Annotated in this window: 24 protein-coding genes; 18 read left to right on the forward strand and 6 right to left on the reverse strand. The window is 56.4% G+C overall.

Annotated features, from left to right (window positions below; all coding sequences use genetic code 11):
- Positions 1-415: 415 nt before the first annotated feature.
- The 12 genes from AB1E33_RS08425 (at position 416) to AB1E33_RS08480 (ending at position 14,416) form a co-directional block, all read left to right on the forward strand.
- Positions 416-1,414 carry an AAA family ATPase gene (locus tag AB1E33_RS08425; protein WP_445758218.1) on the forward strand — a complete coding sequence of 333 codons (999 nt, stop codon included), beginning with the start codon at positions 416-418 and terminating at the stop codon, positions 1,412-1,414.
- Positions 1,415-1,424: 10 nt separating this feature from the next.
- A complete protein-coding gene (locus tag AB1E33_RS08430) occupies positions 1,425-2,375 on the forward strand; it encodes a DUF58 domain-containing protein (protein WP_372576822.1) in 951 nt (316 codons plus the stop codon).
- Positions 2,372-2,848, forward strand: a complete 477-nt coding sequence (locus tag AB1E33_RS08435; RefSeq protein WP_372576823.1) for a DUF4381 domain-containing protein — start codon at positions 2,372-2,374, stop codon at positions 2,846-2,848. Before AB1E33_RS08430 ends, AB1E33_RS08435 begins: the two co-directional genes overlap by 4 nt.
- Positions 2,848-3,831: a VWA domain-containing protein gene (locus AB1E33_RS08440; protein WP_372576824.1), complete on the forward strand. Its 984-nt coding sequence runs from the start codon at positions 2,848-2,850 to the stop codon at positions 3,829-3,831. Before AB1E33_RS08435 ends, AB1E33_RS08440 begins: the two co-directional genes overlap by 1 nt.
- Positions 3,828-5,348 (forward strand): VWA domain-containing protein, encoded by a 1,521-nt coding sequence (locus AB1E33_RS08445; RefSeq protein ID WP_372576825.1) that lies wholly within the window; start codon positions 3,828-3,830, stop codon positions 5,346-5,348. Before AB1E33_RS08440 ends, AB1E33_RS08445 begins: the two co-directional genes overlap by 4 nt.
- Positions 5,348-6,613 (forward strand): hypothetical protein, encoded by a 1,266-nt coding sequence (locus AB1E33_RS08450; RefSeq protein WP_372576826.1) that lies wholly within the window; start codon positions 5,348-5,350, stop codon positions 6,611-6,613. Before AB1E33_RS08445 ends, AB1E33_RS08450 begins: the two co-directional genes overlap by 1 nt.
- A gap of 417 nt (positions 6,614-7,030) precedes the next feature.
- Positions 7,031-7,660: a VOC family protein gene (locus tag AB1E33_RS08455; RefSeq protein WP_372576827.1), complete on the forward strand. Its 630-nt coding sequence runs from the start codon at positions 7,031-7,033 to the stop codon at positions 7,658-7,660.
- Positions 7,661-7,736: 76 nt separating this feature from the next.
- Positions 7,737-8,087, forward strand: coding sequence for a hypothetical protein (locus AB1E33_RS08460; protein WP_372576828.1), 351 nt, complete (start codon positions 7,737-7,739; stop codon positions 8,085-8,087).
- A 129-nt stretch (positions 8,088-8,216) separates the two neighbouring features.
- Positions 8,217-9,185, forward strand: a complete 969-nt coding sequence (locus AB1E33_RS08465; protein WP_372576829.1) for a carbon-nitrogen hydrolase family protein — start codon at positions 8,217-8,219, stop codon at positions 9,183-9,185.
- Positions 9,186-9,227: 42 nt separating this feature from the next.
- Positions 9,228-11,960: an aminotransferase class I/II-fold pyridoxal phosphate-dependent enzyme gene (locus tag AB1E33_RS08470; RefSeq protein WP_372576830.1), complete on the forward strand. Its 2,733-nt coding sequence runs from the start codon at positions 9,228-9,230 to the stop codon at positions 11,958-11,960.
- A gap of 18 nt (positions 11,961-11,978) precedes the next feature.
- Positions 11,979-13,427: a biotin carboxylase gene (locus tag AB1E33_RS08475; RefSeq protein WP_372576831.1), complete on the forward strand. Its 1,449-nt coding sequence runs from the start codon at positions 11,979-11,981 to the stop codon at positions 13,425-13,427.
- An 8-nt stretch (positions 13,428-13,435) separates the two neighbouring features.
- The gene (locus tag AB1E33_RS08480; RefSeq protein WP_372576832.1) at positions 13,436-14,416 is read left to right on the forward strand and encodes a C45 family autoproteolytic acyltransferase/hydrolase; all 981 of its coding nucleotides are present in this window, start codon (positions 13,436-13,438) and stop codon (positions 14,414-14,416) included.
- A gap of 231 nt (positions 14,417-14,647) precedes the next feature.
- On the opposite strand, the gene AB1E33_RS08485 is transcribed toward AB1E33_RS08480, so the two are convergent.
- A complete protein-coding gene (locus AB1E33_RS08485; protein ID WP_372576833.1) occupies positions 14,648-15,592 on the reverse strand; it encodes a hypothetical protein in 945 nt (314 codons plus the stop codon).
- 361 nt (positions 15,593-15,953) lie between these two features.
- Here AB1E33_RS08485 and AB1E33_RS08490 point away from each other — a divergent pair, with 361 nt between their 5' ends.
- Genes AB1E33_RS08490 through AB1E33_RS08500 form a run of 3 tightly spaced genes read left to right on the forward strand, consistent with a single transcriptional unit; the run spans position 15,954 to position 17,171 of the window.
- Complete coding sequence (locus tag AB1E33_RS08490; protein ID WP_445758219.1) at positions 15,954-16,232, forward strand: luciferase domain-containing protein; 279 nt, start codon at positions 15,954-15,956, stop codon at positions 16,230-16,232.
- An 11-nt stretch (positions 16,233-16,243) separates the two neighbouring features.
- On the forward strand, positions 16,244-16,858 hold the full coding sequence (locus AB1E33_RS08495; protein WP_372576835.1) for a protein-methionine-sulfoxide reductase heme-binding subunit MsrQ: 615 nt from the start codon (positions 16,244-16,246) through the stop codon (positions 16,856-16,858).
- Between the two features lies 1 nt (position 16,859).
- Positions 16,860-17,171, forward strand: coding sequence for a PepSY domain-containing protein (locus AB1E33_RS08500; protein WP_372576836.1), 312 nt, complete (start codon positions 16,860-16,862; stop codon positions 17,169-17,171).
- A gap of 245 nt (positions 17,172-17,416) precedes the next feature.
- Here the strand turns inward: AB1E33_RS08500 and AB1E33_RS08505 are convergent, their stop codons facing one another.
- The 5 genes from AB1E33_RS08505 to AB1E33_RS08525 all read right to left on the reverse strand — a co-directional run bounded on the left by AB1E33_RS08505 (position 17,417) and on the right by AB1E33_RS08525 (position 21,940).
- A complete protein-coding gene (locus AB1E33_RS08505) occupies positions 17,417-17,674 on the reverse strand; it encodes a DUF6525 family protein (protein WP_372576837.1) in 258 nt (85 codons plus the stop codon).
- The gene (locus AB1E33_RS08510) at positions 17,674-18,309 is read right to left on the reverse strand and encodes a DUF1826 domain-containing protein (RefSeq protein ID WP_372576838.1); all 636 of its coding nucleotides are present in this window, start codon (positions 18,307-18,309) and stop codon (positions 17,674-17,676) included. The genes AB1E33_RS08505 and AB1E33_RS08510 overlap by 1 nt, the downstream gene beginning before the upstream one ends.
- On the reverse strand, positions 18,306-19,520 hold the full coding sequence (locus AB1E33_RS08515) for a GTP-binding protein (RefSeq protein WP_372576839.1): 1,215 nt from the start codon (positions 19,518-19,520) through the stop codon (positions 18,306-18,308). The genes AB1E33_RS08510 and AB1E33_RS08515 overlap by 4 nt, the downstream gene beginning before the upstream one ends.
- Positions 19,513-20,637, reverse strand: a complete 1,125-nt coding sequence (locus tag AB1E33_RS08520) for a CobW family GTP-binding protein (RefSeq protein WP_372576840.1) — start codon at positions 20,635-20,637, stop codon at positions 19,513-19,515. The genes AB1E33_RS08515 and AB1E33_RS08520 overlap by 8 nt, the downstream gene beginning before the upstream one ends.
- A 241-nt stretch (positions 20,638-20,878) precedes the next feature.
- Complete coding sequence (locus AB1E33_RS08525; protein WP_372576841.1) at positions 20,879-21,940, reverse strand: zinc ABC transporter substrate-binding protein; 1,062 nt, start codon at positions 21,938-21,940, stop codon at positions 20,879-20,881.
- 56 nt (positions 21,941-21,996) lie between these two features.
- Here AB1E33_RS08525 and AB1E33_RS08530 point away from each other — a divergent pair, with 56 nt between their 5' ends.
- Genes AB1E33_RS08530 through AB1E33_RS08540 form a run of 3 tightly spaced genes read left to right on the forward strand, consistent with a single transcriptional unit; the run spans position 21,997 to position 24,049 of the window.
- Positions 21,997-22,509, forward strand: coding sequence for a transcriptional repressor (locus AB1E33_RS08530; RefSeq protein WP_372576842.1), 513 nt, complete (start codon positions 21,997-21,999; stop codon positions 22,507-22,509).
- A gap of 2 nt (positions 22,510-22,511) precedes the next feature.
- Positions 22,512-23,252: a metal ABC transporter ATP-binding protein gene (locus AB1E33_RS08535; RefSeq protein ID WP_372576843.1), complete on the forward strand. Its 741-nt coding sequence runs from the start codon at positions 22,512-22,514 to the stop codon at positions 23,250-23,252.
- Positions 23,252-24,049 carry an iron chelate uptake ABC transporter family permease subunit gene (locus AB1E33_RS08540; RefSeq protein WP_372576844.1) on the forward strand — a complete coding sequence of 266 codons (798 nt, stop codon included), beginning with the start codon at positions 23,252-23,254 and terminating at the stop codon, positions 24,047-24,049. The genes AB1E33_RS08535 and AB1E33_RS08540 overlap by 1 nt, the downstream gene beginning before the upstream one ends.
- Positions 24,050-24,225 lie beyond the last annotated feature (176 nt).

The raw sequence follows: 24,225 nt of genomic DNA on the forward strand, positions 1-24,225 counted from the left end.
CGAACAGATAAGGTTACTGCATCTGATCTGCTCCCCGAAACCTCCCGTGTTCTAGTGTAGAGTTCTCTCAACATTTCGAAGGAGAAAACAGATGCGAAAGAGCAGTTTCACGGAAGCGCAGATCATCGGGATGATCAAAGAACAGGAAGCCGGGAGCCCGGATCATATGAATTGATAGAATTGGTTGTTTGGAAACCCCCTGGGCTGAAAGAATGCTTTCGCCTGATCACGGTTTAGGATTCATATGCACTTGAGTAGACATTGCGATGCCAGCTAACCGCGGATAGAAATCCCAATTCATGAGGCACCCCAGCATAGAAAAACGTCGACACGAGTTGTGACGCCATCGCTGGCGTACAATCCAGAATTGCGCGGAGAACCTCGTAGTATAGATTGACCAGGCATTCGACAGGAGGTGAGCACCTTGGAACCAGGCGACGCACGTGGCGGCATCAACGCACTCCAGGACCAGATGGGCCAGAGCATCATTGGCCAGCGCGATGTCATCGACAGACTGGTCATTGGATTGTTAGCGAATGGGAACCTCCTGATCGAGGGCTTGCCGGGACTGGCAAAGACCCGCGCGATAAAGGCGATGGCAAAGAACCTCGATGCCGAGTTTAGCCGTATCCAGTTCACCCCGGATCTGCTTCCTTCGGATGTAACCGGAACCGAAGTCTACCACCAGACGGCCGAGGGCGGCGATTTCCGTTTCGATCCCGGGCCGATCTTCGCCAATATCGTGCTCGCCGACGAGATTAACCGGGCACCGGCCAAGGTGCAGGCGGCGTTGCTGGAGGCGATGGAAGAACGGCAAGTGACTGTGGCTGGCGCCACCCACAAGATGGAGCCGCTGTTCATCGTGATGGCGACCCAGAACCCGATAGAACAGGAAGGCACCTACTCATTGCCGGAGGCGCAGATGGACCGCTTCCTGATGCATGTCACGATCGACTACCCGCCAGTAGAAGACGAGGTTGAGGTGATCCGGCTAGTCCGGGCTGAGGAAAAAGCATCGCACGGCGGCTCAACGAAGCCCGAAGCTCCACCCGCGATCCCGCAAGACATCGTCTTCGAGGCGCGGCGGCAAATCGGGGCGATCCACGTGTCGGACGCGATCGAACGGTACATGGCCGATCTGGTCTACGCGACCCGGACTCCAAAGGTTCTGAGTGAGGACCTTGCGCGCTGGATTGAAGTCGGGGCCAGTCCCCGTGCAACACTGGCTCTCGATAAATGCGGACGGGCGCATGCCTGGCTAAATGGCCGCGACTACGTCGATCCGATCGACGTTCGCGCAGTAGCGCATGATGTTTTCCGACACCGTCTGGCGCTCAGCTACGAAGCGCAGGGCGATGGAGTGGCGGCGAACACCGTCATCGACGAGATGCTGAAGCTCGTGGCATTGCCCTGAGGACCAGACAATGGCGCAACCAACCAGCGATTCCAATCTCGACCCGCGGATCCATGTGAGCGCCGATCACTTGCGGCGGTTAGGCGGACAGGCACGCGCGATCAGTCTGTTGCCGCGCCAGCCTGCGGGTTCGATCCTGAACGGGCGACACGCCTCACGGCTACGGGGCCGCGGGCTGGATTTCGAGGAATTGCGCGGTTATGTCGACGGTGATGACATCCGCACCATCGACTGGAAAGTCACCGCCCGAACCAGCGAGCCGTATGTACGCGTCTATACCGAGGAGCGTGACCGGTCGACCCTGCTGATCGTTGATCAGCGAATGTCGATGTTCTTTGGCAGCAAGGTTTATATGAAGTCGGTCGTCGCTGCGGAGGCTGCCGCGCTGGCGGCGCATCGCGTGCTCGCGCAGGGGGATCGCGTTGGCGGACTGGTCTTTGGGGACAACCGGATTGCCGAGCATCGGCCCCGGCGCAGTCGTCTGGCACTGAACCGGCTGCTCAACTCAATCTCAGATGCAAATACCCAGCTGAATGCTGACGCTCCGATAGCGCCGGCGATTCCGCTCAATCAAGTGCTGCGGGCTGCGGTTCGGATCACCAAGACTGACGGCATGGTTCTTGTTTTCTCGGATTTCGACGGAATCGACGAGGCGACGGAACCGCTGGTCGCAGCGCTGGCGCGATCGAACGACCTGATCCTGTTCAACGTGTCCGACCCAATGGCCGAAGAACTGCCTGCTGGATTGAAAATGACCGTTTCAGATGGTGAGTTGCAGGCGGAACTGGATGCGGACTCGGGCGCGACCCGCGAACGAATTGCTGAAATGGCCTCTGGTCGAGTCGCAGAGGTGTTCCGCTGGGGCCGCAAGTATGGCGTACCGGTGTTTCCGCTAACGACCGAGATCCCAGCGCTCGACCAGATCCTGCATCTGCTCGGCCACCTCGGGGGGACCCGATGAACGAGGAATTCAAAGGGCTCGGTCTGGTCGACCTGATCGATCTTCTTGAAGAGGTGCCCGAGCCTCGCGCGATCCCACTAACCCCACAAACGCCGGGTTGGATCGTGATGGGCGTTGTTGCTGCTGCGCTGCTTTTCCTGCTCCTGCATTGGATGTTGCGGCGACATCGGGCGGAAGCCTACCGCCGCGCCGCACTGCGCGAGCTGGCGCAGGCCGGTGACGACCCCGGCGCTGTCGCCACCATCTTACGGCGAACTGCACTGGTCGCCTTTCCTCGGGCAGAAGTCGCGTCGCTTGCCGGTTCGGACTGGCTTGCGTTTCTGGACGGCACTTTCAAGGGAACCGGGTTTTTGGATGGCGCAGGGAAGGATTTTGCCACCGCTCCGTTCCGGCCGCACGCGCCCAATCCTGAGGCCAAAAAACTGGCCCGCGATTGGATCCGGGGCCATCGCCGCGACGCTGGGGTCGCCTGATGTTCTCGCTGGCTGCACCATGGACGTTGGCCCTTCTGCCTCTGCCTTGGCTGATCTGGCGCTTTGCTCCTCCGCACCGCGAGCAGGTCAGCGCACTGCGTATTCCGTACTTCCGGCAGGTCGCCGAAGCCGCCCAGATCGAGGGCAAGGTAGGGGCCGTTGTTCTGTCCCGCTCGCGTTTCCAGATGATCGGAGCGACGGCCATCTGGATCCTGGTGGTACTTGCTCTGGCACGTCCCGAGCGGCTGAGTGAACCCATCGTGGTCGAAACCGCGGCGCGCGACATCGTGATCGCACTCGATATCTCCGGTTCGATGGACGAGCGCGATTTCATCGCCACAGATGGGAGGCGCCTGCAGCGGCTCGACGCTGTGCAGCAGGTTTTGTCCGAATTCATCGCCGCTCGCGACGGTGACAGAATAGCGCTGATCATTTTTGGTACGCGAGCCTACGTGCAGGCTCCCTTCACCGAAGATCTAAAAAGCCTTCAGGGCTTTCTTGATCAGACCGTTGTCGGCATGGCGGGGCCCAACACGGCGCTCGGCGACGCGATCGGCTTGTCGGTGCGTACGTTCGAGTCCAGCGAGGTTGAACAGAGAGTCTTGATCCTGCTCAGCGACGGCGCAGACACCAGCAGCCGGATGAGCCCGGTGAATGCGGCGTCCATCGCCGCCGACAAGGGTGTGACAATCCACACCGTCGGCGTTGGCGATCCAGAGGCCTCAGGCGAAGACAAGGTGGATCTCGCCGCACTACAGGCAATCGCCAGCCAGACTGGCGGGGCGTATTTCTTCGCCAGCGATCAGGCCGCCCTGGAACAAGTCTATGCGGAGATTGACCGTCTGAACCCGCGCATCACGGAAACCAGCAGTTTCCGGCCGACCGAAGGGCTGTCGTATATCCCGCTGGCCCTAGCGCTCGCGATCTTGATCGGTTCGATCGGCTGGCTCCATTTCTCGCGCCGACGGAATGCGGTGGTATGATGGAGGTCTTTGAGGCATTTCACCTGATCCGCCCGTTCTGGCTTCTGGCCATACTCCCGGTGGTCACGCTTTGGTATGCGATCCGCCCCAAAGACACCCGCGCCAGCGAGACTCAGAATGGCGTCGCCCCGCATCTGGCCGCTGCACTCGAAGTCGGAGGCGGTGCCCTGCGGCGCATCTATCCAATCGACGGCGTGGCACTTCTGGGCATTTTACTAGCTAGTGCCGCTGCTGGCCCGACCTGGAGCAAGCTGCCAAACCCACTGGTCGCGGAAACCGCCCCGCTGGTCGTTGCCTTGAAAGTCACATCATCGATGGAGACACCGGATCTGGCACCCTCGCGGCTGGAACGCGCCAAGTACAAGATCCTCGACCTGATCGAAGCCCGCGCCGGTGCACGCACAGCACTCGTGGCCTACGCCGGAACCGCTCACCGCGTTTCGCCGCTGACCGAAGATCCGAAAATTCTGCGGCCACTCCTGCAGGGGCTGACCCCGGCGGTGATGCCGGTGGATGGGGACAACGCCGGAAACGCGCTGCAAATCGCCCTCGATATCCTCGCAACTGCCGAGACCCCCGGTGCCGTGCTGTTTGCGCTCGATGATCTGAACCCGGCGGACGTGGATGCGATGAACGCACGTGATGAAGAATCACCAACGCCGCTGGTCTTTCTCGTTGCCGCGCCGTCCGGCACCAACCTACCGCAGCTCGACAAGGTTCAAGGCGCGACTGTTGTCCAGATCACGACTGACGACAGCGATCTGGGCGCAATAGAACGCCGCGTACGGTCCGCGCATGCTGCGGCTCTGGCGGCAGACGATCGTTTGCGTTGGGATGATCGGGGCTGGTGGCTGGCCTGGCCAGCAGCTCTTCTTTGCGCGCTCTGGTTTCGGCGCGGCTGGACCATGCGCTGGGTGCTGGCCCTGCTGACGCTGTCGTTCATACATACCCCGACATCAGCGCGTGCCGGGGGGTGGATCGACTGGTTTCTGACCCCGGATCAGCAGGGCCGACTTGCATTCGAGGACAAAGAATTCGCTGAAGCTGGCGAGCTTTTCGAGGACCCATTGTGGAAAGGCTATGCCAAGTACAAATCGGGCCAGTACGAGGAGGCCATTGCGATTTTCGCTCGCCTTGACACAGCCGAGGCAGCGTTCGCCCAGGGCATGGCCGAGATCAAGAGCCGCCAGTATCGTCCAGCGGTCCGATCGTTCGAGACGGCTCAGGTCCGCCGCCCAGACTTCCCCGAAGCCGCGCGCAATCGCGAAGTCGCGATGGCTATCGTCGAATACGTCGAGACCACGCGAGAGCAATCGGACACGGGCGAGGAAAGTGGGATCGGTGCCGATGACGTGGTGTTCGACAACGAGGCCGCGCGTGGTGCAGAAACGCAGATCGAGGCGCCAAATGAAGATGCCGCCCCGCTGACCGCTGATCAATGGATTCAGTCAATCGACACCGACATGGGCGACTTTCTTCGCAGCAGGTTCCTTCTCGACAACGCGGGGGATGGCTGATGCGACGCATGCTGCTATTGCTCGCGATAACTGTTTTTTCCACTTTTTCGGCGATGGCGCAGGACGGTCCAATGGTAACGGCGGAACTGGACGCAACGGAAACTGTTATCGGCCAACCTCTGGTGCTGCGGATCAAGGTGCTGGTCCCGACATGGCTGCCCCAACCCCCCGAGTTCCCGCCCCTCGATTTACCCGGACTACTTGTGCGCCTGCCCGAACGCGCCAGCGGCCCGATCAGTGAACGGGTCGGGTCAGATACCTGGTCCGGCGTTCAGCGCGCCTATCGCCTCTATCCGCTGCAGCCCGGACGCTTCGAAATACCTGGCCAGAGTGTCCGCATTACCTATGCCAATCCGGGCGGAAGTGATCCTGTGACGGAGGATATTGCCCTGGAACCCATCGCCTTCAATGCTGTTGTTCCGGAACCCGCCCACAATCTTGATCCCCTCATCGTAGCGACCGGTTTCATCCTCGAGGCCAAAGTCGAAGGGCGGGATGGGCTCGCGGTTGGCGGCGCGGTCGTGCGTACCCTGGAGGCGACGATCATCGGGACCACGCCAATTTTGATCCCGCAGCTCGCACCGGAAGCCGTCGGGGATGGGCTCAGGTCCTATCCGGACGAACCCAGAGTGACCGACAAAGAGGATCGCGGGACACTCTCCGGTACCCGGACAGAGCGGACAACTTACCTTGCTACCGCAGAAGGGCCAGCGGAACTGCCGGAAGTGCGCTTCGACTGGTACAACCTCGAAACCGGCAAGGTGGAAACCGTCGAAATCCCGCGTCTGTCACTATCCATCGCGCCGGGTGAGGAAGCAGAAGGAAGATCCCAGCCGGTAACATGGTGGAAAGCCCTCGTGGGAGTGGCGGCGGCGGCGGTTGTGGCATTGGTATTACGCGCCGTCTGGCCACTGCTTTCGGGTTGGGCAAGCGCACTGAAGGACGGTTGGCGCGCATCCGAAATCTTTGCAACTCGCCAGGTCCTGAAAGCGATCCGCAGCCGAGACCTCGGCGGGTCATATGCGGCGCTTGAGGATTGGGCGCGATTTCACCCAGATGGTGCGACGGACGACCTGCGCTCTGCCCTTTTCCAGGTGGGTCGAGGACGCTACGCGCGTGACAATTCATCATCCGATCCACAAGGCTGGAAAACAACGAGAAAAAGCTTCCTCGCTGCGCGCCGCGCCGCGTTACGCGCTGAGCGACTTCGCGGATCCCAACAGGACTTGAAACCTCTCAATCCCGATTGGCGTGCGGGCGATTGATCTAACGTCAAGAACGGTGCGCATCCCGCACTGAAGCGATCCGCTGTCTACTCTTTTGGCTATGTCCATTCTATCGAATCGATTGCTGATTCAATACGACTGGCTGAAGCGAAAGTTGCATAAAAAGCGCTCAACCGCATGACACCTCTCTGTCGTTCGGCGAATAAATCCCTCTTCTGAAGTGAAGGGGGTATGGCGCATATTTCCCTCAAATTTGATCCATGGAGTTCGGTCCGTGCAGGCGAAGCTGCTCTGAAGCTCAAAAAAAACGCGTAAAGAGGAAATCAGACGGGGAGCCCATTACCTTGAAAATCGCACACTGCATCAATTCTGGCAGGGCGGACCCAGAAAACATCAGATTGTAAGTGCCTGCGCACCGCGGGAATTCTGAGCAAGTGTTTCATACAGAGCCGCATTATGCATCATAGTGTTGCATCGTTCGCCAAAACCATACACACTATGGTGCATAATGCAGGAAATTCCCTGCGTGCCAAAGGGGGCGATCCCCAGCCCAATCCGGAGATTGTTGGAATGAAAAAGAAGCCTGCCACCTTGCCACGTGGCTATCGTACCTGCACTGCGTCACTTGCTGTCGCTGATGTTCCTGCGGCGTTGACTTTTTATAAGAGAGCTTTCGAAGCGAAGGTTCAGAACTGCGACGCTGATGAAGCGCCTGGTTTTGCTGTGATCAAAATCGGCAACTCCGTGATGTTTCTCACAGCCGGCTGGGGTGCGCATACCGCCGCAGTCCAGGGTGCTGTCATGCCCGTTAGTCAGTACATGTATGTCGAAGATGTGGACGCGGTGCTGTCTACCGCTCTGGAAAGTGGCGCCAGTCTTATTGCAGTGGCTGCCGATACATTCTGGGGCGAGCGTTGCGCCTCGGTTGTCGACCCGTTTGGCCATATCTGGACGCTAGCAACACGTATGGAAAACCTCAAACCCGAGGACATCATCGAGCGCCGCAAAGAGTTGTTTCAGGCCGCGCAGTATGACGAAGCGCTGGCTGGCGTGGAAACCACTGAAGCGAAGACCGAGGCAGCGTGATTGCCACCTTGACTAAAGAAGTGGTGGATCGCGGACGATCCGGACTGGCCGTTTCTGCGACAAGAGGCGCTCATCCATGAGCGACGCACCCTTTCCAGCATTCACGATCCGGCAAAGCGATCTGGCATCTCTGGTCGCAGAAAGCCGCCTTGGCGACTATCCGGTGGCCGTCCGAACGACGCGCGAAGTGGTGAGCGGCGGGTTTGCCAATCACTCTGCTTATCCTAACACTTGGACAGTCTATTTCTTGGTCGATGGTCAATGGGCGTTGGTCGAATCCACCCGAGGGTTACGCCGCGAATGGTCCAGTCTTGACCGGCTGGAGAAATGGCTGCGTCGCTGCGGCTTCCGATTTTTCTGGGTTCGCAACGACATAGATTTCGCCGAGACACCGGGCGAGGATGCGGTCGAGGAAGAGGCCGGCTGAGGGATGCGGTCACATTGAGTCGTTGTCCGAAGACACCGGGCTTGCGCTGAGGCACATTGTTATGTTCCGATGAAGAACGCTGGATCACACGGCTTTCGCAATCGGCGCGAAATAGAGAAGAAGTAAGAAATGACCCCTTTTGCGATCACCGGAATCCAGATGCATGTTGGCGCGGTGCATTCGAATGTCGAGGCTATGCTGCATCGGATCGATGTGATGATGGCACGGTTCCCCTGGACCCAGATGGCTTTGTTCAGCGAGTTGGCGCCGTTTGGCCCGCTGGATCGTTTTGCCCAACCCTTTCCAAACGAAGATCTGGCCCGGTTTCAGGACGCCGCGCGCCGATATGGGATCTGGCTGATACCCGGTTCGATGTTTGAAAAGCGCGAGGACGGGCGGGTTTTCAATACATCTGTTGTCATCAACCCTGATGGCGAGATTATCTCAAGATATTCCAAGATGTTCCCGTTCAAGCCCTACGAGCAGAATATCGCCTCGGGCACCGAGTTCTGTATTTTCGACGTACCGAATGTGGGACGTTTCGGTCTGTCGATCTGCTATGATATCTGGTTCCCGGAAACCACGCGCCACCTGACCAGTCAGGGGGTCGAAGTGTTGCTGCACCCGGTGCTGACCGGCACCACCGACCGAGAAGCCGAGTTATCGATCGCCAAGGCCACCGCCGCGCAGTTTCAGTGCTATGTGTTTGATGTGAACGGGTTAGCTGCTGGTGGCGTTGGGCGTTCGATTGTGGTCGATCCATCGGCCACCGTTCTGCACCAATCCGCTGGGCAAGAGGACATCTTTCCGATTGAGATCGATCTTGATCAGGTGCGCCGCCAGCGCGAGGTTGGACTAAAGGGGCTTGGTCAGGTTCTCAAAAGCTTCCGCGACCGTGAGGCGGATTTTCCAGTTTATGACCGCAGCAGCGGGGCGGATGCTTATCTGCACACATTGGGTCCGCTGAGCATTCCGCAAAAAGGCGATGCAGCCGGACTAGCTGCATCTGATCCGAGGACAGCGCTGGGATACAGCGACGACGCTACGACAAAGCCCGACAATCTTTATCTCTACAAGGGGCGTTCAGGCACAGACTGATGCTGGGCAGCTTTTCGGTATCGGCAGAAAGGATAGAATTTCATGCACGGCATTTCCGATAGCGAAAAGCTCCACACCATCTCGGATTACTACAGCGCCTCACAACTTAGAGCCGACAGATGGAGCGCGCTGCGGGAAACGGCGGAAGCTTTGCGCCACACCGGAGGTGAGAAAGATCGTGATCGGGCCCTACATTTACTACAGGCATTGGCGCCGATCGAAGTGTATTTTGCCTTTCCGGGAGCATCGGCTTTCGACTATCTGCGCCGACTTCTGGAGCACGGCAATTTTACTGATTTCTCTACAGCTGTTCGTAGGGTTTCGAGGGCGCTTACATCGGGCGCCTATCGCCGCCGCTCAATACCTCTTATTGCAGACGAGACAGAGGGCGACGAATTCGAAGACGAATCAACCCAGACCCATGAGGCGCGTGCACTGGGCCGCCCCTATTTCGAGGTCATGATCGTCGACAACGTCAACGAGCAGCAGGAACGGTTTTTGCAATCAAGCTTGCAACGCATGCGCCGCAGCGAAGATCCGTTCATTTATGAGATTGTGGTTGTCCCTAGTGTCGAAGACGCGCTGATAGGGGTGCTGTTCAATCAGAATGTACAAGCCGTCATCGTGCGTCCCGGCTTAAGTTTGAAATCCAAAAACGAAACTAATGTGTTAGGCCGTTATATCAGTCTATATGGGGAGGGTGCCGATCTTGAAGCGCTGGCGCCATCGGAATATGGGCCCGAAACGTGCCGCCGTATCGGAAAACTGCGCCCGGAATTGGATGCGTATCTTATCACCGATCGCTCGGCTGAGGATATTGCCGGGCTTGATCTGGGGCTGTGTCGTCGAGTGTTTTATAATCAGGAAGATTTCCTGGAACTGCATCTCAACATCCTACGAGGAGTGCAGCGCCGGTATAAGACGCCGTTCTTTACCGCACTCAAGGAGTATTCCAAACAGCCCACGGGTGTGTTTCACGCGATGCCGATCAGCCGCGGAAAATCCATCAGCCGCAGTCACTGGATTCAGGACATGGGGGCGTTTTATGGTTCGAATATCTTCATGGCCGAAACTTCGGCTACGTCTGGCGGCTTGGACTCGCTGCTTGAACCCAAAGGCCCGATCAAAGAGGCACAAGAGGCCGCGGCCCGAGCATTCGGTTCAAAACAGACGTTCTTTGCGACCAACGGCACTTCGACCTGCAACAAGATCGTGGTTCAAGCCTTGGTACGACCCGGCGATATCGTGTTGGTCGACCGCGACTGCCACAAATCACACCACTACGGAATGGTTTTGGCTGGAGCCAGCGTGGTCTACATGGACAGTTATCCATTGCACGAATACTCAATGTACGGCGCGGTACCAATTCGTGAAATCAAGCACAAACTGCTGACGCTGAGGGCCGAAGGCAAGTTGGATCGTGTGCGCATGGTACTGCTGACCAACTGCACGTTTGATGGCATCGTCTACAATGTTCAGCGGGTGATGCAGGAATGTCTGGCGATCAAAAAGGACCTGGTATTCCTATGGGATGAGGCTTGGTTCGCCTATGCAAGATTCGCGCCCAATTCGCGGATTCGTACAGCGATGCGATCTGCCAATCTGCTGCGTGAACAATTCCGGACAACTGAGCATTCCGACGCTTATGCCGAACAGAAAGCCGCTCTAGAGGGCGCGGATGACGAGGTGTTGTTGAACACACGTCTGGTAGCACCGCCGGATGCGCGGGTACGCGTCTATGCCACGCAATCGACCCACAAGACGCTGACATCCTTGCGGCAGGGCTCAATGATCCATGTCTACGATCAGCAGTTCAAAGGAGCGGTGGAAGAGGCTTTTCACGAAGCCTACATGACGCATACGTCAACCTCACCGAACTATCAGATCATTGCTTCGTTGGATGTGGGGCGACGGCAGGTCGAGATCGAAGGATACGAGTTCGTTCAACGTCAGGTGGAAAGTGCGATGGCCATTCGGCGGGCGGTATCGACGCACCCGCTGCTGAAGAAATACTTCAGGTTGGTCACCGCCGGCGACATGATTCCTGAGGAATATCGCGAAAGCGGGATGACAAGCTACTTCGATCCCGATCAGGGGTGGGCCGATGTCTGGGATTGCTGGGCCAAAGATGAGTTCGTTTTGGATGCCACTCGCATAACCCTGCACGTGGGCGCGACGGGCTGGGATGGCGACACGTTCAAAACCAAGATACTGATGGACAAGTACGGAATCCAGATCAACAAGACTTCGCGCAATACCGTGCTTTTCATGACCAATATCGGCACTACCCGCAGTTCCGTCGCCTATTTGATTGAAGTGCTGGTCGAGATCGCCAAAGAGCTCGACGAGTTGATGGACGACGCATCAAAGATGGAAAAGCTCGCCTTCGACAGGAGGGTTAAGAACTTAGTTGAAAATGTCCCTCCGTTGCCCGATTTCAGTCGGTTCCACGATGCATTCCGATGCGAAAAAGGCACCGAGGCGGGGGATATCCGGACCGCTTTTTTCTTGTCCTACGACGAGGACAATTGTGACTATGTTGAACCCAACAAGGAGATGCTTGAACGGCTGGAAGCTGGCGAAGAGCTGGTTTCTGCCACCTTCGTCATCCCTTATCCTCCAGGCTTTCCAATTCTGGTTCCGGGGCAGGTCATCAGTCCCGAGATACTCAGGTTCATGCAGGAACTGGACGTGTCGGAAATCCACGGATTCCGTGCCGATCTGGGCCTGCGCATTTTTACAGAAGACGCATTGAAATCAGTCAAGAACCCATAACGGGTCAGGGAGGAATACATGCCAAAGAAGGTGCTTAAGAACATCTCGGAGATCCGCCGCTACTTCCATACCAACAAGGACCCGATCTATTTCGTATCAGCGACCAATTTCAACCTTTTGGGGCTGGATGAATGGGTGATGAATTTCACTTATATCTGCTACATGGATTGTTTTGACGGGCGACATCCGAACGTATTCGTACCCTCGGAAATACCGCATGACGAATTCCAGTCCATCGAGGATATCAACAACTATCTGTTGCAACACAAAGAGGTCATCGACCTGGTTAAGCGGCGCGGTGGCAAACCGAAATTTGTCTTCCTGATGTTTGACGAGACAACTGAAAAGCTAGTCAAAGAACTGGGTGGCCAGCTTTGGTTCCCGAAGGCCAAACTTCGCACAAAATGCGACAACAAGATCGAGACGGTGCGCATCGGCAACAAAGCAGGCGTGCCGTCGGTGCCCAATACGCTGAGTGTGGTCAAGAGCTACGATCATCTTAGAAAGATCTGCGACAAGGCCAAGCTTGGCCACGACCTGGTGCTGCAATCGGCGTTTGGCGACAGCGGTCACACGACGTTCTTCATCAAGTCCGAGGCTGACTTCAAGAAGCATGAACACGAGATCGTCGGCGAGGGCGAGATCAAGATCATGAAACGTATCGACTGCCGGGGCGCCGCAATCGAGGCGTGCGCAACCTCGGAAGGAACGATCGTTGGCCCGTTGATGACCGAGCTTGTGGGCTTCAAGGAACTGACGCCCTATCGCGGCGGCTGGTGTGGCAACGAGATCTTTGCGACCGCTTTTCCACCCAAAGCCCGCGAACAGGCGCGGCAACTGACATTTCAATTCGGTGAGGAATTACGAAAGTCCGGTTATCGAGGGTATTTCGAGTTGGATTTCCTGATCGACAAGAAGTCAGGCGACCTCTGGCTGGGTGAATTGAACCCCCGGATCACCGGAGCCAGCTCAATGACCAACCACGCGGCCTTTGCCCATGCGGACGCGCCGCTGTTCTTGTTCCATCTGCTGGAGTTCTCGAAGAAACCGTTCGATCTGGGCGTCGAAGAACTGAACGCCCGCTGGGCCGACCCGGACATGATAGACAGTTGGTCTCAGATGGTGATCAAACACACTGATGACAATGTCGACATCATCACTCAGGCGCCGCAATCTGGAATCTACAAAATGCTCGAGGATGGTCGCGTGGTTTTTGACCGGTTCGATTACCACCGCCGTGCGGTTGGCGAGAACGAAGCGTTTTTCCTGCGAATTTCCAATGCTGGCGACTATCGCTATGAAGGAGCGGATCTGGGTATCCTTGTGACCCGCGGTCGCTCTATGACCAAGGGTTTCAAGCTGACTGACCAATCCAAACGCTGGATCCATGGCCTAAAGTCAGCATATTCCGCCCGTCCACTTCCGGCGGCCAACGTGTTGGACGAACCCGCCTTTAAGATAATGTAGAAAGCCTAATGGCGCTTGTTTTCCGATCAATCGAAGAATCACAGCCCGGCCCTAAACTGGCCGGGCTGTTTAGCGAGTATTGGCCTGCATACCGTAAATGGTGGGCGCGTGAAGGCTATTCCGCGCGCCCGACTTATCGCGAATGCTTTCGCGCGCTAAAGCAGCACATGCCTGAAATCTTTCCGCTATACGAAGAGGTGGTCGAGCTTGTAGGCGGCAGTGACAGTCAAGCACGCTTTCTCAGCTTCTATTGCCCGCCAAAGTACTTATCAGGCTGCAGCCAGGCGATTTGGCGCGGCGATACACCGTTTCTGGTCCGTAACTATGATTATCACCCACGAACGTTCGATGCTGCGATCCTGAAAACCGAGTGGGCCGGACGTCGTGTGGTGGGGATGAGCGACGGTGTTTTGGGATTGCTGGACGGGATCAACGATGCCGGTCTGGTGGTATCATTGACTTTTGGCGGCCGGACGCAGGTCGGACTCGGCTTCGGCGTGCCTCTTATATTACGCTATGTGCTGCAATTCTGCGAAACGCGTGATGAGGCAGTGGCAGCGCTGGCCCGTATTCCCTGCCATATGAGCTACAACGTAACGGTGCTTGATTCGAAAGGGCGCTACGCCACCGTCTATATGGCGCCAGACCGCGAAGCGGTGATCACCGATCAACCGGTTGCGACCAATCACCAAGCTGCGGTGGAATGGTCGTCGCATGCCCGCTTTACTGCGACTGTCGAACGCGAACGGTTTTTGTTGCAAAGACTGACTCTGCATTCTGAATCTGAAAGCCGCTTCCTAGACACTTTCCTGCGACCGCCGTTGTATTCGACCGCGTTTAACGCGGGATTTGGCACGCTTTATACAGCGGTCTACAGAATTTCAGACATCAAGCTATCACTACTCTGGCCGGGTGCTTCTTGGGAGTTGCCAATAAACGGCTTCACCGAGAGTACGCGAAGTATTCAGCTACCCGTAAGCGATAAGTAGTGGAGTGCCTACGCCCTTTTGATAGAAGGAAATATACCGGGCTTCGTACGTGATTTAAGCTGGTATCAGGTTCAATTCGTGCTCGCTCACTATTTCCCGCCCCTTGCCAGCGACTAGGGCACGTCGACGGTCTGTGCAATACGGTCGCCGCAAACCTTAAATCTACCAGATTGCCAATGAACAGGATGCCGAGTTCTTCAAAGATGCGAGGGAGCGGCATAGCAACAACTTTCATCTACAGATCGGCAATTCCAATGGCGGCTGCTTAGGCAAGGAGTCCCTCCATTGATTGATGATCGGCTGGAGACTCTTCTTGGGCCAGAATCTAGGTGAGCCGATTGCCTGTAGACATGAAGCGTTCCAGTAGAGTCCGGCACGTGAAAGGGATTTCCCTTTTTTCAGCGCTTTTGCGACTGCGTTGATATCTTTGGACTCTGGGTAGATGTAGAGCGTCGTCGGGTTATCCTCTACAAGCGCGAGTATTTCTTTGGAAGCAGATTGTGACCAAGTCGTGCAGCCGTTGCTGCGACCGCCGGTATAATTCACCAGTTTCCCGTAGGGTACATACCCTTCGTTGTCGGCATGGGGGCTTTTAGTGTTTTTGAAGCGACATTGCCACTTTAGAAAAACAGCGGGGTGGCCACCGATGGCACGCTCTCGGGCATTACTGGTTTCACCTTGCCCATCAAACAGCAGAAATGTGCGATAGAATGGCGTCGTCTTGCCTGATTGGTTGAAATAGCCTTTGAAAGACGTCCTAGATTCAGCGGTCAGATAAGATCCACCCGCAGTCAGTTTCGAACCTTCTGCATTGCTGAAGTTCTTCGCGCATTGTCGACCATTCGAAAAATTTGCGCGCTGTAATTTTCGACCATTGCCATAGCCGGAGGAGACGGCACGGAACGATTTCGATGACTCACATATGACGTAAAAACGACGCCCTGGGTTTCCGCTGGAAGCGGTGCTTGGACGCGTTGCGTCTTTGGCAAGGTAGCAGGGGTTTCTGACGGCCCCCTGACGTTTCTTTTTTTGGTAGAGTGCACGCGCCCTCTCCAGAACGACCGGTGCGATTTGACCATCACCTGTGCCCACGTGCTTTTGCAGCCAAGCGGGGATATCTGCGGATAGCGCATCCGCCCGGGTCACAAGTGACCCCGACGAGGAGACAGTGATCATGAGAGCAATTGCGAGACGGAGTGAACTCGGTTGCAACGGCAAAACTCCTGCTTGAATATCCTCACTTCTAGTCTACCACAGATCGGGCTGGCGATAGCCGCTTCACCATCCAAGAAGGGCTCGACTGTGGCCAGAAATCCCTCACCATTCGTTTGCAAGGAAGTTTTTCGCAACTGGTGGATCGAAAAAACAGAACACGATTTAGTGAGTTTCCGGGCGTCGCATTGGGGGCGACGCGTGTCTCGCTACCCGGTGCAACTGGGTTTCAACTGAACCGGGATGTCGAATTGGCGCGACCCAAAGCAATTTTCGGCGGTCGCAATTTTCACATGTGCATCCAGATGCCAGTTCGCACGCATCATTGGATCCGAAAATCACCCGAGCGGTCATTCAGGCCGGCTGGGCCATCGCACATCCCTGGGCTGATCAGCGCGTCGGATGGAAAGGATTTGTCATTATCTATACGCCGCAAACCAAGGAAGAGCTCGATGTCGTGTTTGAACTGGTTCGTAGCTCTTGTGCCTATGTGACCGGATCAACGCCGCCCTTAGCCGTACTGCGAGCAGCACAAATATTTTTGCAATCAATCCGACGGAAAATCGGATCCGCTGCGTTTGTTGTTCAAACGCACCGTTTCTAAGGGACGTCCAAATGTCGAAAAGCATTGTCGACCACCGCTATTTCATTTGGGCAATTCTGGCACTGCCATCTATTCCGATGATCGGTGCTCTGGCATCGGGACAGCCGGGCCCTAATGGCATGCCAATGACAGAAATGCTGCTGCACCCAACAGGTGAGTTCAGCGCAAGGTTTCTCATCATTGCGATGATGCTCACCCCTTTGCGGATGCTTTTCCCCGGTTCTGGTTTTCTACGCTGGTTGATGAAGCGGCGGCGCTACTTCGGTGTGGCAGCCTTCTTCTACGCGCTGTTTCACACAGTTCTTTACATCGTTGATATGGGCAGCCTACGGGCCATTCTCGGCGAATTCTTGGCGCTTGGCATTTGGACTGGCTGGCTTGCCATGGTGGTTTTTGTGCCGCTCACCATCACCTCCACCGATGATGCGATCCGGCGCTTAGGCCCGCGTTGGAAAACACTTCAACGAACTGTCTACATCGTCGCTGTCGCGACCCTGTTGCATTGGATCTTTGTTCACAACAATTTCGGCCCGGCGCTTGTTCATTTCGTGCCGCTTGCGGGTCTCGAAATATACCGCGTGCTTCACAACTTTCGGAAACGCTCAACCAGACCTCAGGCGGCATGACATGATTATCCAAAAACGAGCTTTTGCGCTACTGATCCTACTGTCATTCCCAGTCAGCGCAGGTGCAACCGGGATCCATCAATGCGAAGCCAGGGACAAATCTGACTGGTTGACCAAAGACCAGCTTACAGAGCGTCTGGAAGCGAGCGGTTGGTCTGTCCGCTTCATGAAGGAAGACGGCGGCTGTTGGGAGGTTTATGGCACCAACCCGGACGGGCAACGTGTTGAAGGATATTTTCATCCGGTTACCGGAGACCCGGAATTGATCGCACAACGCGGCCGCATTCTTTTTCGCGCTGGAGTTGGTGACTAGTCCGAATTTCAAGGCAATCCCGACAGGTGGCGTCCGGATGGATAATCAAGGTGTTCGCTCTTAGCTGCAAGGTGCTTCGATGGGTCCAACCCATGCTTCATGATCAATGGACAGAGCTAAGTTTGCTGGCGTGTAGGTGCAATGGATAGCCATTGGCGGCTCTGATTACTAATGCCCGATTTGCTCGGGCACGTTTGCGATCAGCGGGTGACAAACTGAGTGCTCCATGCCCGTCCCTGAAGAATTTACAGTGTAGTCGCAATCCGGCTATCTTTCGCCAACAGTGCAGCCTCAAGGTGCTTCAGTACGTCCAGTGCGCGGTTTTGGTCTCCCGTCCGAGCAAGCGCATTGTTGTAGGCACGCAGGACTGAACGTGGCCGCCATGGCAACGCCGCTTGCGAGATCCAAGCACGCAATACCGGCGGGAGACGGTCAAATTCGCGCATTGGGTCTTCTCTGCGGCGTCGTGTCCGGAGCTTTGTTTGGCCAAGGTTGCGGCCCATCAATCGACCTCATCGATGTCAAAGACTGGATCGAGCACAAGAACCAAGCGTGTTTCGCCCGTACCTGCGATGGGTGGAGAGCGATGCAGCAGACCACAAGGCGGGTTCTGGGGCCAGAGCGTGCCGCGCATGACCATTGGCACTCCAGTGCCTAGGGTGAAGACCCGCTTTGGATTCCCGCCATCGGTCGAGTTTCCATATTGGGTTCCCGTACCTCGATACGTGCAGATCAATCGGGCATGGATCGCGTCGATGTGGAATTTCCTGCACGCGTTTGTGTTGATCGCATCCAGACGAAGGCGCAAATAGGGCGCGCGCATCATTTCCGCGAAACGCGTGGCCAGGTCGGAGATATCGTTTTCAAGCCAAGCGCGTTCAGAGACGTCTTCCATACCTGCGATGTTGCATAGGTTCCTGACAGCATCGTTCACTGCTTCGGGGCGCAGAACGAGCCGCGCCTTGGGCAGCTTCGAAGGATCCAGTGCATCGATCCATGTTTGAAAATCTGATGCCAGCTGGCGGCGCCAGATTGTTGCAGCGCATCCGGGCATTGCAATCCTCGCCAGCCCGTCTGGTCCGTCACTGACACCAACGCCCACCGCAGCGTTCCTAATTTCAGTTTGGACGTAACTCATGCGGCATCCTCCACTCGGCGCCACAGGGGAAAGGGATCAGGTAAGTCTTCTGGAAGATTGCCCGGGCTTGAGGCAAGGGTCTCGGACAGCAGGCAGGCGTCAAGCATGGAACTCAATGCTGGCCAATCGATGTCGGCGCCGATGAATACAATTTCCTGTCGCCGGTCGCCCCAGGGTTCCATCCAGTGCTGTTTGATGTAGTTCTGCGCCGATGTGTGCTCTGGCCATCTTTCTTTTGGCACCGATGCCCACCAGATCCCGATTGGTTTGACGCTTGATAGCGCGCCAGCGAGCGAGAACTCTGCAACCCACTCAGGTCTGGATGCAATCCAGAAATGACCTTTGGCACGGATCACACCGGGCATTTCGCCGTTCAATACTGCAAGAATTTTTTCTGGCACAAAAGGTCGGCGCGCTCGGTACACAAAGGACGACACACCGTATTCTTCGGTTTCGGGGACATGGTCGGCAAAACCGTAGAGTTCTTTTGCCCACATCGGATGTTCGTGGGCTGCGTCGAAATCGAATAACCCAGTGTCCAGGATTGCCGAACTTGCAACTTCGGAATGGTTTGTCTCAATGATTTCGGCGTCTGCATTCAGACTGCGGATGATCTTGCGCGCGGCGTCGGTGCGTTCGGGGCCCGCGTCGTCTACCTTGTTGAGGATCACGACATCTGCAAATTCAATCTGGTCCGTCAGCAGGTGGACGAGCGTGCGTTCATCCTCTTCCCCCAATGTTTCGCCACGGTCACGCAGAAAATCATGACTGGAAAAGTCGTTGAGCAGGTTCACCGCATCCACGACCGTGACCATGGTGTCGAGCCGAGTAAGGTCCGACAGACTCTCACCGTCTTCGTCGCGGAAATCAAATGTTGCCGCGACGGGCAAGGGCTCGGAGATGCCGGTCGACTCGATCAGCAAATAGTCGAACCTGCCCTCTATGGCCAACCGCCGCACTTCGGCGAGCAGGTCGTCGCGAAGGGTACAGCAAATACAACCGTTCGACATCTCGACCAGGGTCTCGTCGATGCGGCTCAGCTTGGTTTCGGCGCGCACAAGGTCAGCGTCGATATTCACCTCGGACATATCGTTGACGATCACAGCGACACGTCTGCCTTCGCGGTTGTTCAGCACGCGGTTCAGCAGGGTGGTTTTTCCGGCCCCAAGGAAGCCGGACAATACGGTGACAGGAAGGCGGGTATCAGTCATGGGTCAGAAACACTTCATCTTTTGTGGCGATTTCAGGTTGATCGGCACGCAGCATGTCGAGGCTTCGCTGCAACTCGGGACGGCTGAGATCTCGGGCAATGACCACAATGCGCGAGCGGCGGTCGTCGCCGTCCCACTTCCTCATCGGGACCGGCGGGTCGAATATGTGCTGAACGCCATGGAAGACGAATGGCGCTTCGATGCCTTCAAGAAATACGATGCCTTTGACGCGCAGAATGTCCGGGCCTTTGAGCGTAATCAGGGTGTCCAACCAAAGGTCAAAAGCCACGTCTTTCAGCGGCTGGTCCAACACAACCGAGGCGGAACTGATCCGAATATCATGTGGCGAAATCACCATGGGCGACGTCTTGGGCTTGGAGAAGCCTGAGAGGTTGACTAGTGGGTCAAGTTCAGGGGGTGGAACAGGTGTTGTCCACGCGATCGCATCTTTCGGGTCTATGTCCTTGCGTAGGCCACTCAGAGCCCACAGCTTTTTGAGCTTGAAACGACCACCAATCACTCGTTCGATCTGTGCGGTGGCGTTCATGTCACTTAGGCGGATTTCAAACGCGTCCGCTGTGGCAGGCGTGACCAGATCTGTCTTACTGAGCAGAATGAGATCGGCCATCGCAACTTGCGAAACAGCTTCGAACTGTGCGTCCAATGTCGCGGGTCCGTTGACCGCATCAACAACTGTGACCAATCCGTCCATGCGGGTGGCACGAGCCAGTTCTGAATCGACCAAGAGCGTCTGGAGAATTGGGCCAGGGTCCGCCAGCCCGGTTGTTTCGATGACGATCCGTTCAAACCGAAGAACGCCATCCTCCCGCCGTTCGATTAGATCCGCAATTGTCCCAGACAAGTCTCCCCGAATGGAGCAGCATAGGCAACCGGACTGCATCAGCACGATCTCGTCCTCAACGGATTCAATCAGGTCGTGGTCCAATCCAGCTTCGCCGAATTCATTCACGATTACAGCGATTTTTCCGACTCCAGACTCGGATAGCACTGCGTTCAACAGCGTCGTCTTCCCCGCTCCGAGGAAGCCCGTCAGAACGGTAACGGGTATCCGCCGATCCGTTGTGTTCTCGGCGCCATTTGCTGCACGGGAAATCACTGTAGCCCTTTCGTGATATTATGTAATATCATTACATTCTCTCAGTTAAAAGGACAAGCGGCCCAAGTCATGGTCGCGACTCAAGCTGAAGATTCGTGGTGATCACGCGAAATAGAAGCGCTCAATCTGAGCGCGTTTGGGGCAACGCCAACACTCCAAACACTGGAACTGTTAACATGCGTCGCCCCTGACGGAATTAGCCCTGCCGAAGATTCATCTTTGGCCGGGCTGATCGCGCGGATCAAAGGCACTCGGCCAGTGTCTTGGCCATATTGCGGATGACTTGTGGGTAGAGAGCCGCTCCGGGTTCCAGATCAGATCCGAGCGGGTCGATCACACTGGTTTTGGCTTGGGTTCCACCCAGCACGGTTTCGACAATTCCGGGGTTGAATTGCGGTTCAGCCAAAACGCAATCAACGCGCTCGTCCTTAATGCGAGCCTGAATTTCGGCAATGCGTGCCGGGCTCGGATCCGAAGCGTCCCCGATTGAAATCGCACCCGAGGCTGGAAAGTCAAAGGCGTTCTCGAAGTACTGATAGGCGTCGTGGAATACGATGAAACTGCCACCGCGAACCGGCTCAAGCGTCGCGGCCACTTCAGCGGATAGCGCATCCATTTCCTCGCGTGCCGCCGCAGCGTTCGCAAAGTAAGCCCCTGCATTGTCCGGATCTACCGACGACAGTTGAGCAGCGATCACGTTCAACCATGTGTTGGCGTTTTCAGGTGACAGCCAGGCATGCGGGTCATGATCGCCATGGTCGTGACCTTCGTGATCGTCATGGCCTTCATGATCGTCATGTTCTTCGCCCAGTGCATGCTCCTCTTGGTCGTCGTCATGCGCATGTTCTTCGTCTTTGGCGTGTTCGTTGCCGTGATCATTGTCTTCATGCTCCGCATGTTCCTCATCACCATGATCGTCCTCATCGCCATGGTCATGCGCTTCGAACGAAGACCCCTCGCGGAAATTCAGAAGGATAGTGCCGTCAGATTCAAGCAGGGTTGTGACAGTCGCGCCGTCAGCAAGGGTTTCAACCGCGCCTTCCATCCAGGGCGTCAGGTCCTCACCAATCCAAAATACAAGGTCCGCTTCTTGCAGTGCTGCCGCTTCGGATGGGCGCAGATTGTATTCGTGGGGCGAGGCGCCCGGAGGCACAATCAGGTCGGGTATCCCAACACCATCCATGACACGCGCCACCAATGAATGCACCGGTGCAATATCTACTGCAACATTCGGAACATCTGCCATTGTCGTTCCACCCATTAACGCCGCGGTGATCGAAACTGGTAGAAGCTTTCTGGACATCAGACCCTCTATGTGATTGTATAACATTACGAGCGGCATACATGATATGGAATAACATGACAAGTGATACACAACCGATGCCGACCTATGACCCAGCGCTGGTCGGTTTTCAGAAGCATGACCACGAGAACTGCGTTGAGACTGCTTTGGCAACGGCCGAGGAGCGATGCAGTGAGGAAGGGCTACGTCTGACGCCAGTTCGGCGAAAAGTGTTGGAAATGCTGCTACAGGAACACCGAGCGCTCGGTGCCTACGTAATACTTGACTGCTTGCGCGAAGAAGGATTCGGATCCCAACCACCAGTGGCATACCGTGCGCTTGATTTTCTGGTCGAGAATGGGTTTGTGCATAAGATCGAGCGTCTGAATGCGTTCGTTGCCTGCTCACATCCGGGAGCGATACATTCGCCTGCCTTTATGATCTGCCGGAAGTGTGACGCGGTGGCCGAGGCACAATCTGCCCCAGCTAAAGGCGCATTTGGCGCTGCTGCCCGCGCGGTAGGATTTGAGATCGAGCGAACGGTAGTGGAAGCCGAAGGCATCTGCCCCGATTGCACCGAGAAGGCCTAAAGATGTCTCTTGTTTCTGTCGAAGGGCTAAGCGTCCGCTACGGCTCCAATACCGTTCTGCATAATGTCGTGATGACAATCGAACCCGGTGAGATCGTGACAATCGTCGGTCCTAATGGGTCCGGCAAAACCAGTTTGCTGCGCGCGATCATAGGCGCGACCAAGCCGGTGGAGGGGGGCGTTGTAAAGAAACCGGGTCTAAAGATTGGGTATGTCCCGCAAAAGCTGCACATCGATCCCACTTTGCCGATCACGGTTGAACGCTTCATGCGCCTGACCAACCATGTGTCACGGCAACGTTGCGCAGATGCACTCGACTCTGCCGGCGTCCCTGATCTGTGGAAACGCCAGATGTCGCAACTCTCTGGTGGGCAGTTTCAGCGGGTTCTGTTGGCCCGAGCGCTGATTAACCAGCCCGACGTCCTGTTGCTGGATGAGGCGACGCAGGGTCTGGACCAGCGGGGATCAGCAGCCTTCTACCAACAGATCGAGACGGTGCGCCGCGAAACAGGCTGCGCCATATTGATGATCAGCCACGAATTACACGTTGTCATGAGCGCGTCAGACAGGGTCATTTGCCTCAACGGTCACGTGTGTTGCGAAGGCTCCCCCGCGGTCGTCGCCTCGGCCCCGGAATATCGGGCCCTGTTTGGAACCGGCACGGGCGGCGCGCTTGCCCTCTATCGGCACCATCATGATCACCACCATGACCATGGTGAAGACCCCAAGGAAGCGGCAGAATAATGCTTGATGATTTCATGACACGTGCAACGCTCGCGGGTGTTGGCGTTGCGTTTGCCGCTGCTCCGCTGGGATGTTTCGTGGTGTGGCGCCGCATGGCGTATTTCGGAGATGCCACAGCACACGCGGCGATCCTTGGCGTTGCCCTCTCACTGACTTTTCAGATGTCGATTTTCACAGGTGCGTTGGCCGTAGCACTGATCATGGCGCTGACTGTGACATTATTGGCCGGGCGCGGGTATGCGATGGATACGCTTCTGGGTGTTCTGGCGCATTCCGCGCTGGCCTTCGGTCTTGTCGCGGTCTCGTTCCTGTCCGGTGTTCGCATCGACCTAATGGCGTACCTCTTTGGTGACATTCTTGCTGTGTCGCGAACTGATTTGGCCGTGATCTGGGGCGGTGCAGCTCTTGTTGTGGCCCTGATCGCATGGCGTTGGTCTGAACTGCTGACTGCAACACTGAACGAAGAACTGGCTTATGCCAGCGGTTTTGACCCCAAGCGCGAACAATTGATCCTGACAGTGTCCCTCGCGGTGACCGTGGCGGTCGCAATCAAGGTCGTGGGCGTTCTGCTGATCGCTGCAATGCTGATCATTCCGGCCGCCGCCGCGCGTAGTCTGGCTCGATCACCGGAATCGATGGCCTTGATTGCCGCCGTGATAGGTGCGGTTTCGTCCGTGGTTGGTTTGAGAGCGGCATATGTTTTTGATACCCCGGCAGGCCCTTCTATCGTTTGCGTTGCCGCGGTTCTTTTCGCGTGCTTTAGCCTCATTGGGTGGCAAACCCGAGATGGAACCTAATTCCTTTACACAAGAGTATGCCGAGCAAAGATCACCTATTTACTCTGGTTCGGCTTGCAGGCTTCGGTCTGTTGTATCCGGATCGAAAAACTTCGGTGCATTTTCTGACATAGCCTTTTTGGCTTAACCGGGGATCGTCTGCGACCAATCGCAAATGCTCGAAAGTCGGGAATGGG

It is taken from the genome of Ruegeria hyattellae (assembly GCF_041537925.1).
Classification (GTDB): domain Bacteria; phylum Pseudomonadota; class Alphaproteobacteria; order Rhodobacterales; family Rhodobacteraceae; genus Ruegeria_C.

Coding starts and splice junctions, on each gene's coding strand:
- AB1E33_RS08455 (WP_372576827.1), top strand. CDS start 7,031: ATGCATCATAGTGTTGCATCGTTCGCCAAAACCATACACACTATGGTG.
- AB1E33_RS08485 (WP_372576833.1), bottom strand. CDS start 15,592: ATGATCACTGTCTCCTCGTCGGGGTCACTTGTGACCCGGGCGGATGCG.
- AB1E33_RS08535 (WP_372576843.1), top strand. CDS start 22,512: ATGTCTCTTGTTTCTGTCGAAGGGCTAAGCGTCCGCTACGGCTCCAAT.
- AB1E33_RS08515 (WP_372576839.1), bottom strand. CDS start 19,520: ATGACTGATACCCGCCTTCCTGTCACCGTATTGTCCGGCTTCCTTGGG.
- AB1E33_RS08435 (WP_372576823.1), top strand. CDS start 2,372: ATGAACGAGGAATTCAAAGGGCTCGGTCTGGTCGACCTGATCGATCTT.
- AB1E33_RS08450 (WP_372576826.1), top strand. CDS start 5,348: ATGCGACGCATGCTGCTATTGCTCGCGATAACTGTTTTTTCCACTTTT.
- AB1E33_RS08475 (WP_372576831.1), top strand. CDS start 11,979: ATGCCAAAGAAGGTGCTTAAGAACATCTCGGAGATCCGCCGCTACTTC.
- AB1E33_RS08530 (WP_372576842.1), top strand. CDS start 21,997: ATGACAAGTGATACACAACCGATGCCGACCTATGACCCAGCGCTGGTC.
- AB1E33_RS08460 (WP_372576828.1), top strand. CDS start 7,737: ATGAGCGACGCACCCTTTCCAGCATTCACGATCCGGCAAAGCGATCTG.
- AB1E33_RS08505 (WP_372576837.1), bottom strand. CDS start 17,674: ATGGGCCGCAACCTTGGCCAAACAAAGCTCCGGACACGACGCCGCAGA.
- AB1E33_RS08540 (WP_372576844.1), top strand. CDS start 23,252: ATGCTTGATGATTTCATGACACGTGCAACGCTCGCGGGTGTTGGCGTT.
- AB1E33_RS08465 (WP_372576829.1), top strand. CDS start 8,217: ATGACCCCTTTTGCGATCACCGGAATCCAGATGCATGTTGGCGCGGTG.
- AB1E33_RS08430 (WP_372576822.1), top strand. CDS start 1,425: ATGGCGCAACCAACCAGCGATTCCAATCTCGACCCGCGGATCCATGTG.
- AB1E33_RS08480 (WP_372576832.1), top strand. CDS start 13,436: ATGGCGCTTGTTTTCCGATCAATCGAAGAATCACAGCCCGGCCCTAAA.
- AB1E33_RS08495 (WP_372576835.1), top strand. CDS start 16,244: ATGTCGAAAAGCATTGTCGACCACCGCTATTTCATTTGGGCAATTCTG.
- AB1E33_RS08510 (WP_372576838.1), bottom strand. CDS start 18,309: ATGAGTTACGTCCAAACTGAAATTAGGAACGCTGCGGTGGGCGTTGGT.
- AB1E33_RS08470 (WP_372576830.1), top strand. CDS start 9,228: ATGCACGGCATTTCCGATAGCGAAAAGCTCCACACCATCTCGGATTAC.
- AB1E33_RS08525 (WP_372576841.1), bottom strand. CDS start 21,940: ATGTCCAGAAAGCTTCTACCAGTTTCGATCACCGCGGCGTTAATGGGT.
- AB1E33_RS08440 (WP_372576824.1), top strand. CDS start 2,848: ATGTTCTCGCTGGCTGCACCATGGACGTTGGCCCTTCTGCCTCTGCCT.
- AB1E33_RS08500 (WP_372576836.1), top strand. CDS start 16,860: ATGATTATCCAAAAACGAGCTTTTGCGCTACTGATCCTACTGTCATTC.
- AB1E33_RS08445 (WP_372576825.1), top strand. CDS start 3,828: ATGATGGAGGTCTTTGAGGCATTTCACCTGATCCGCCCGTTCTGGCTT.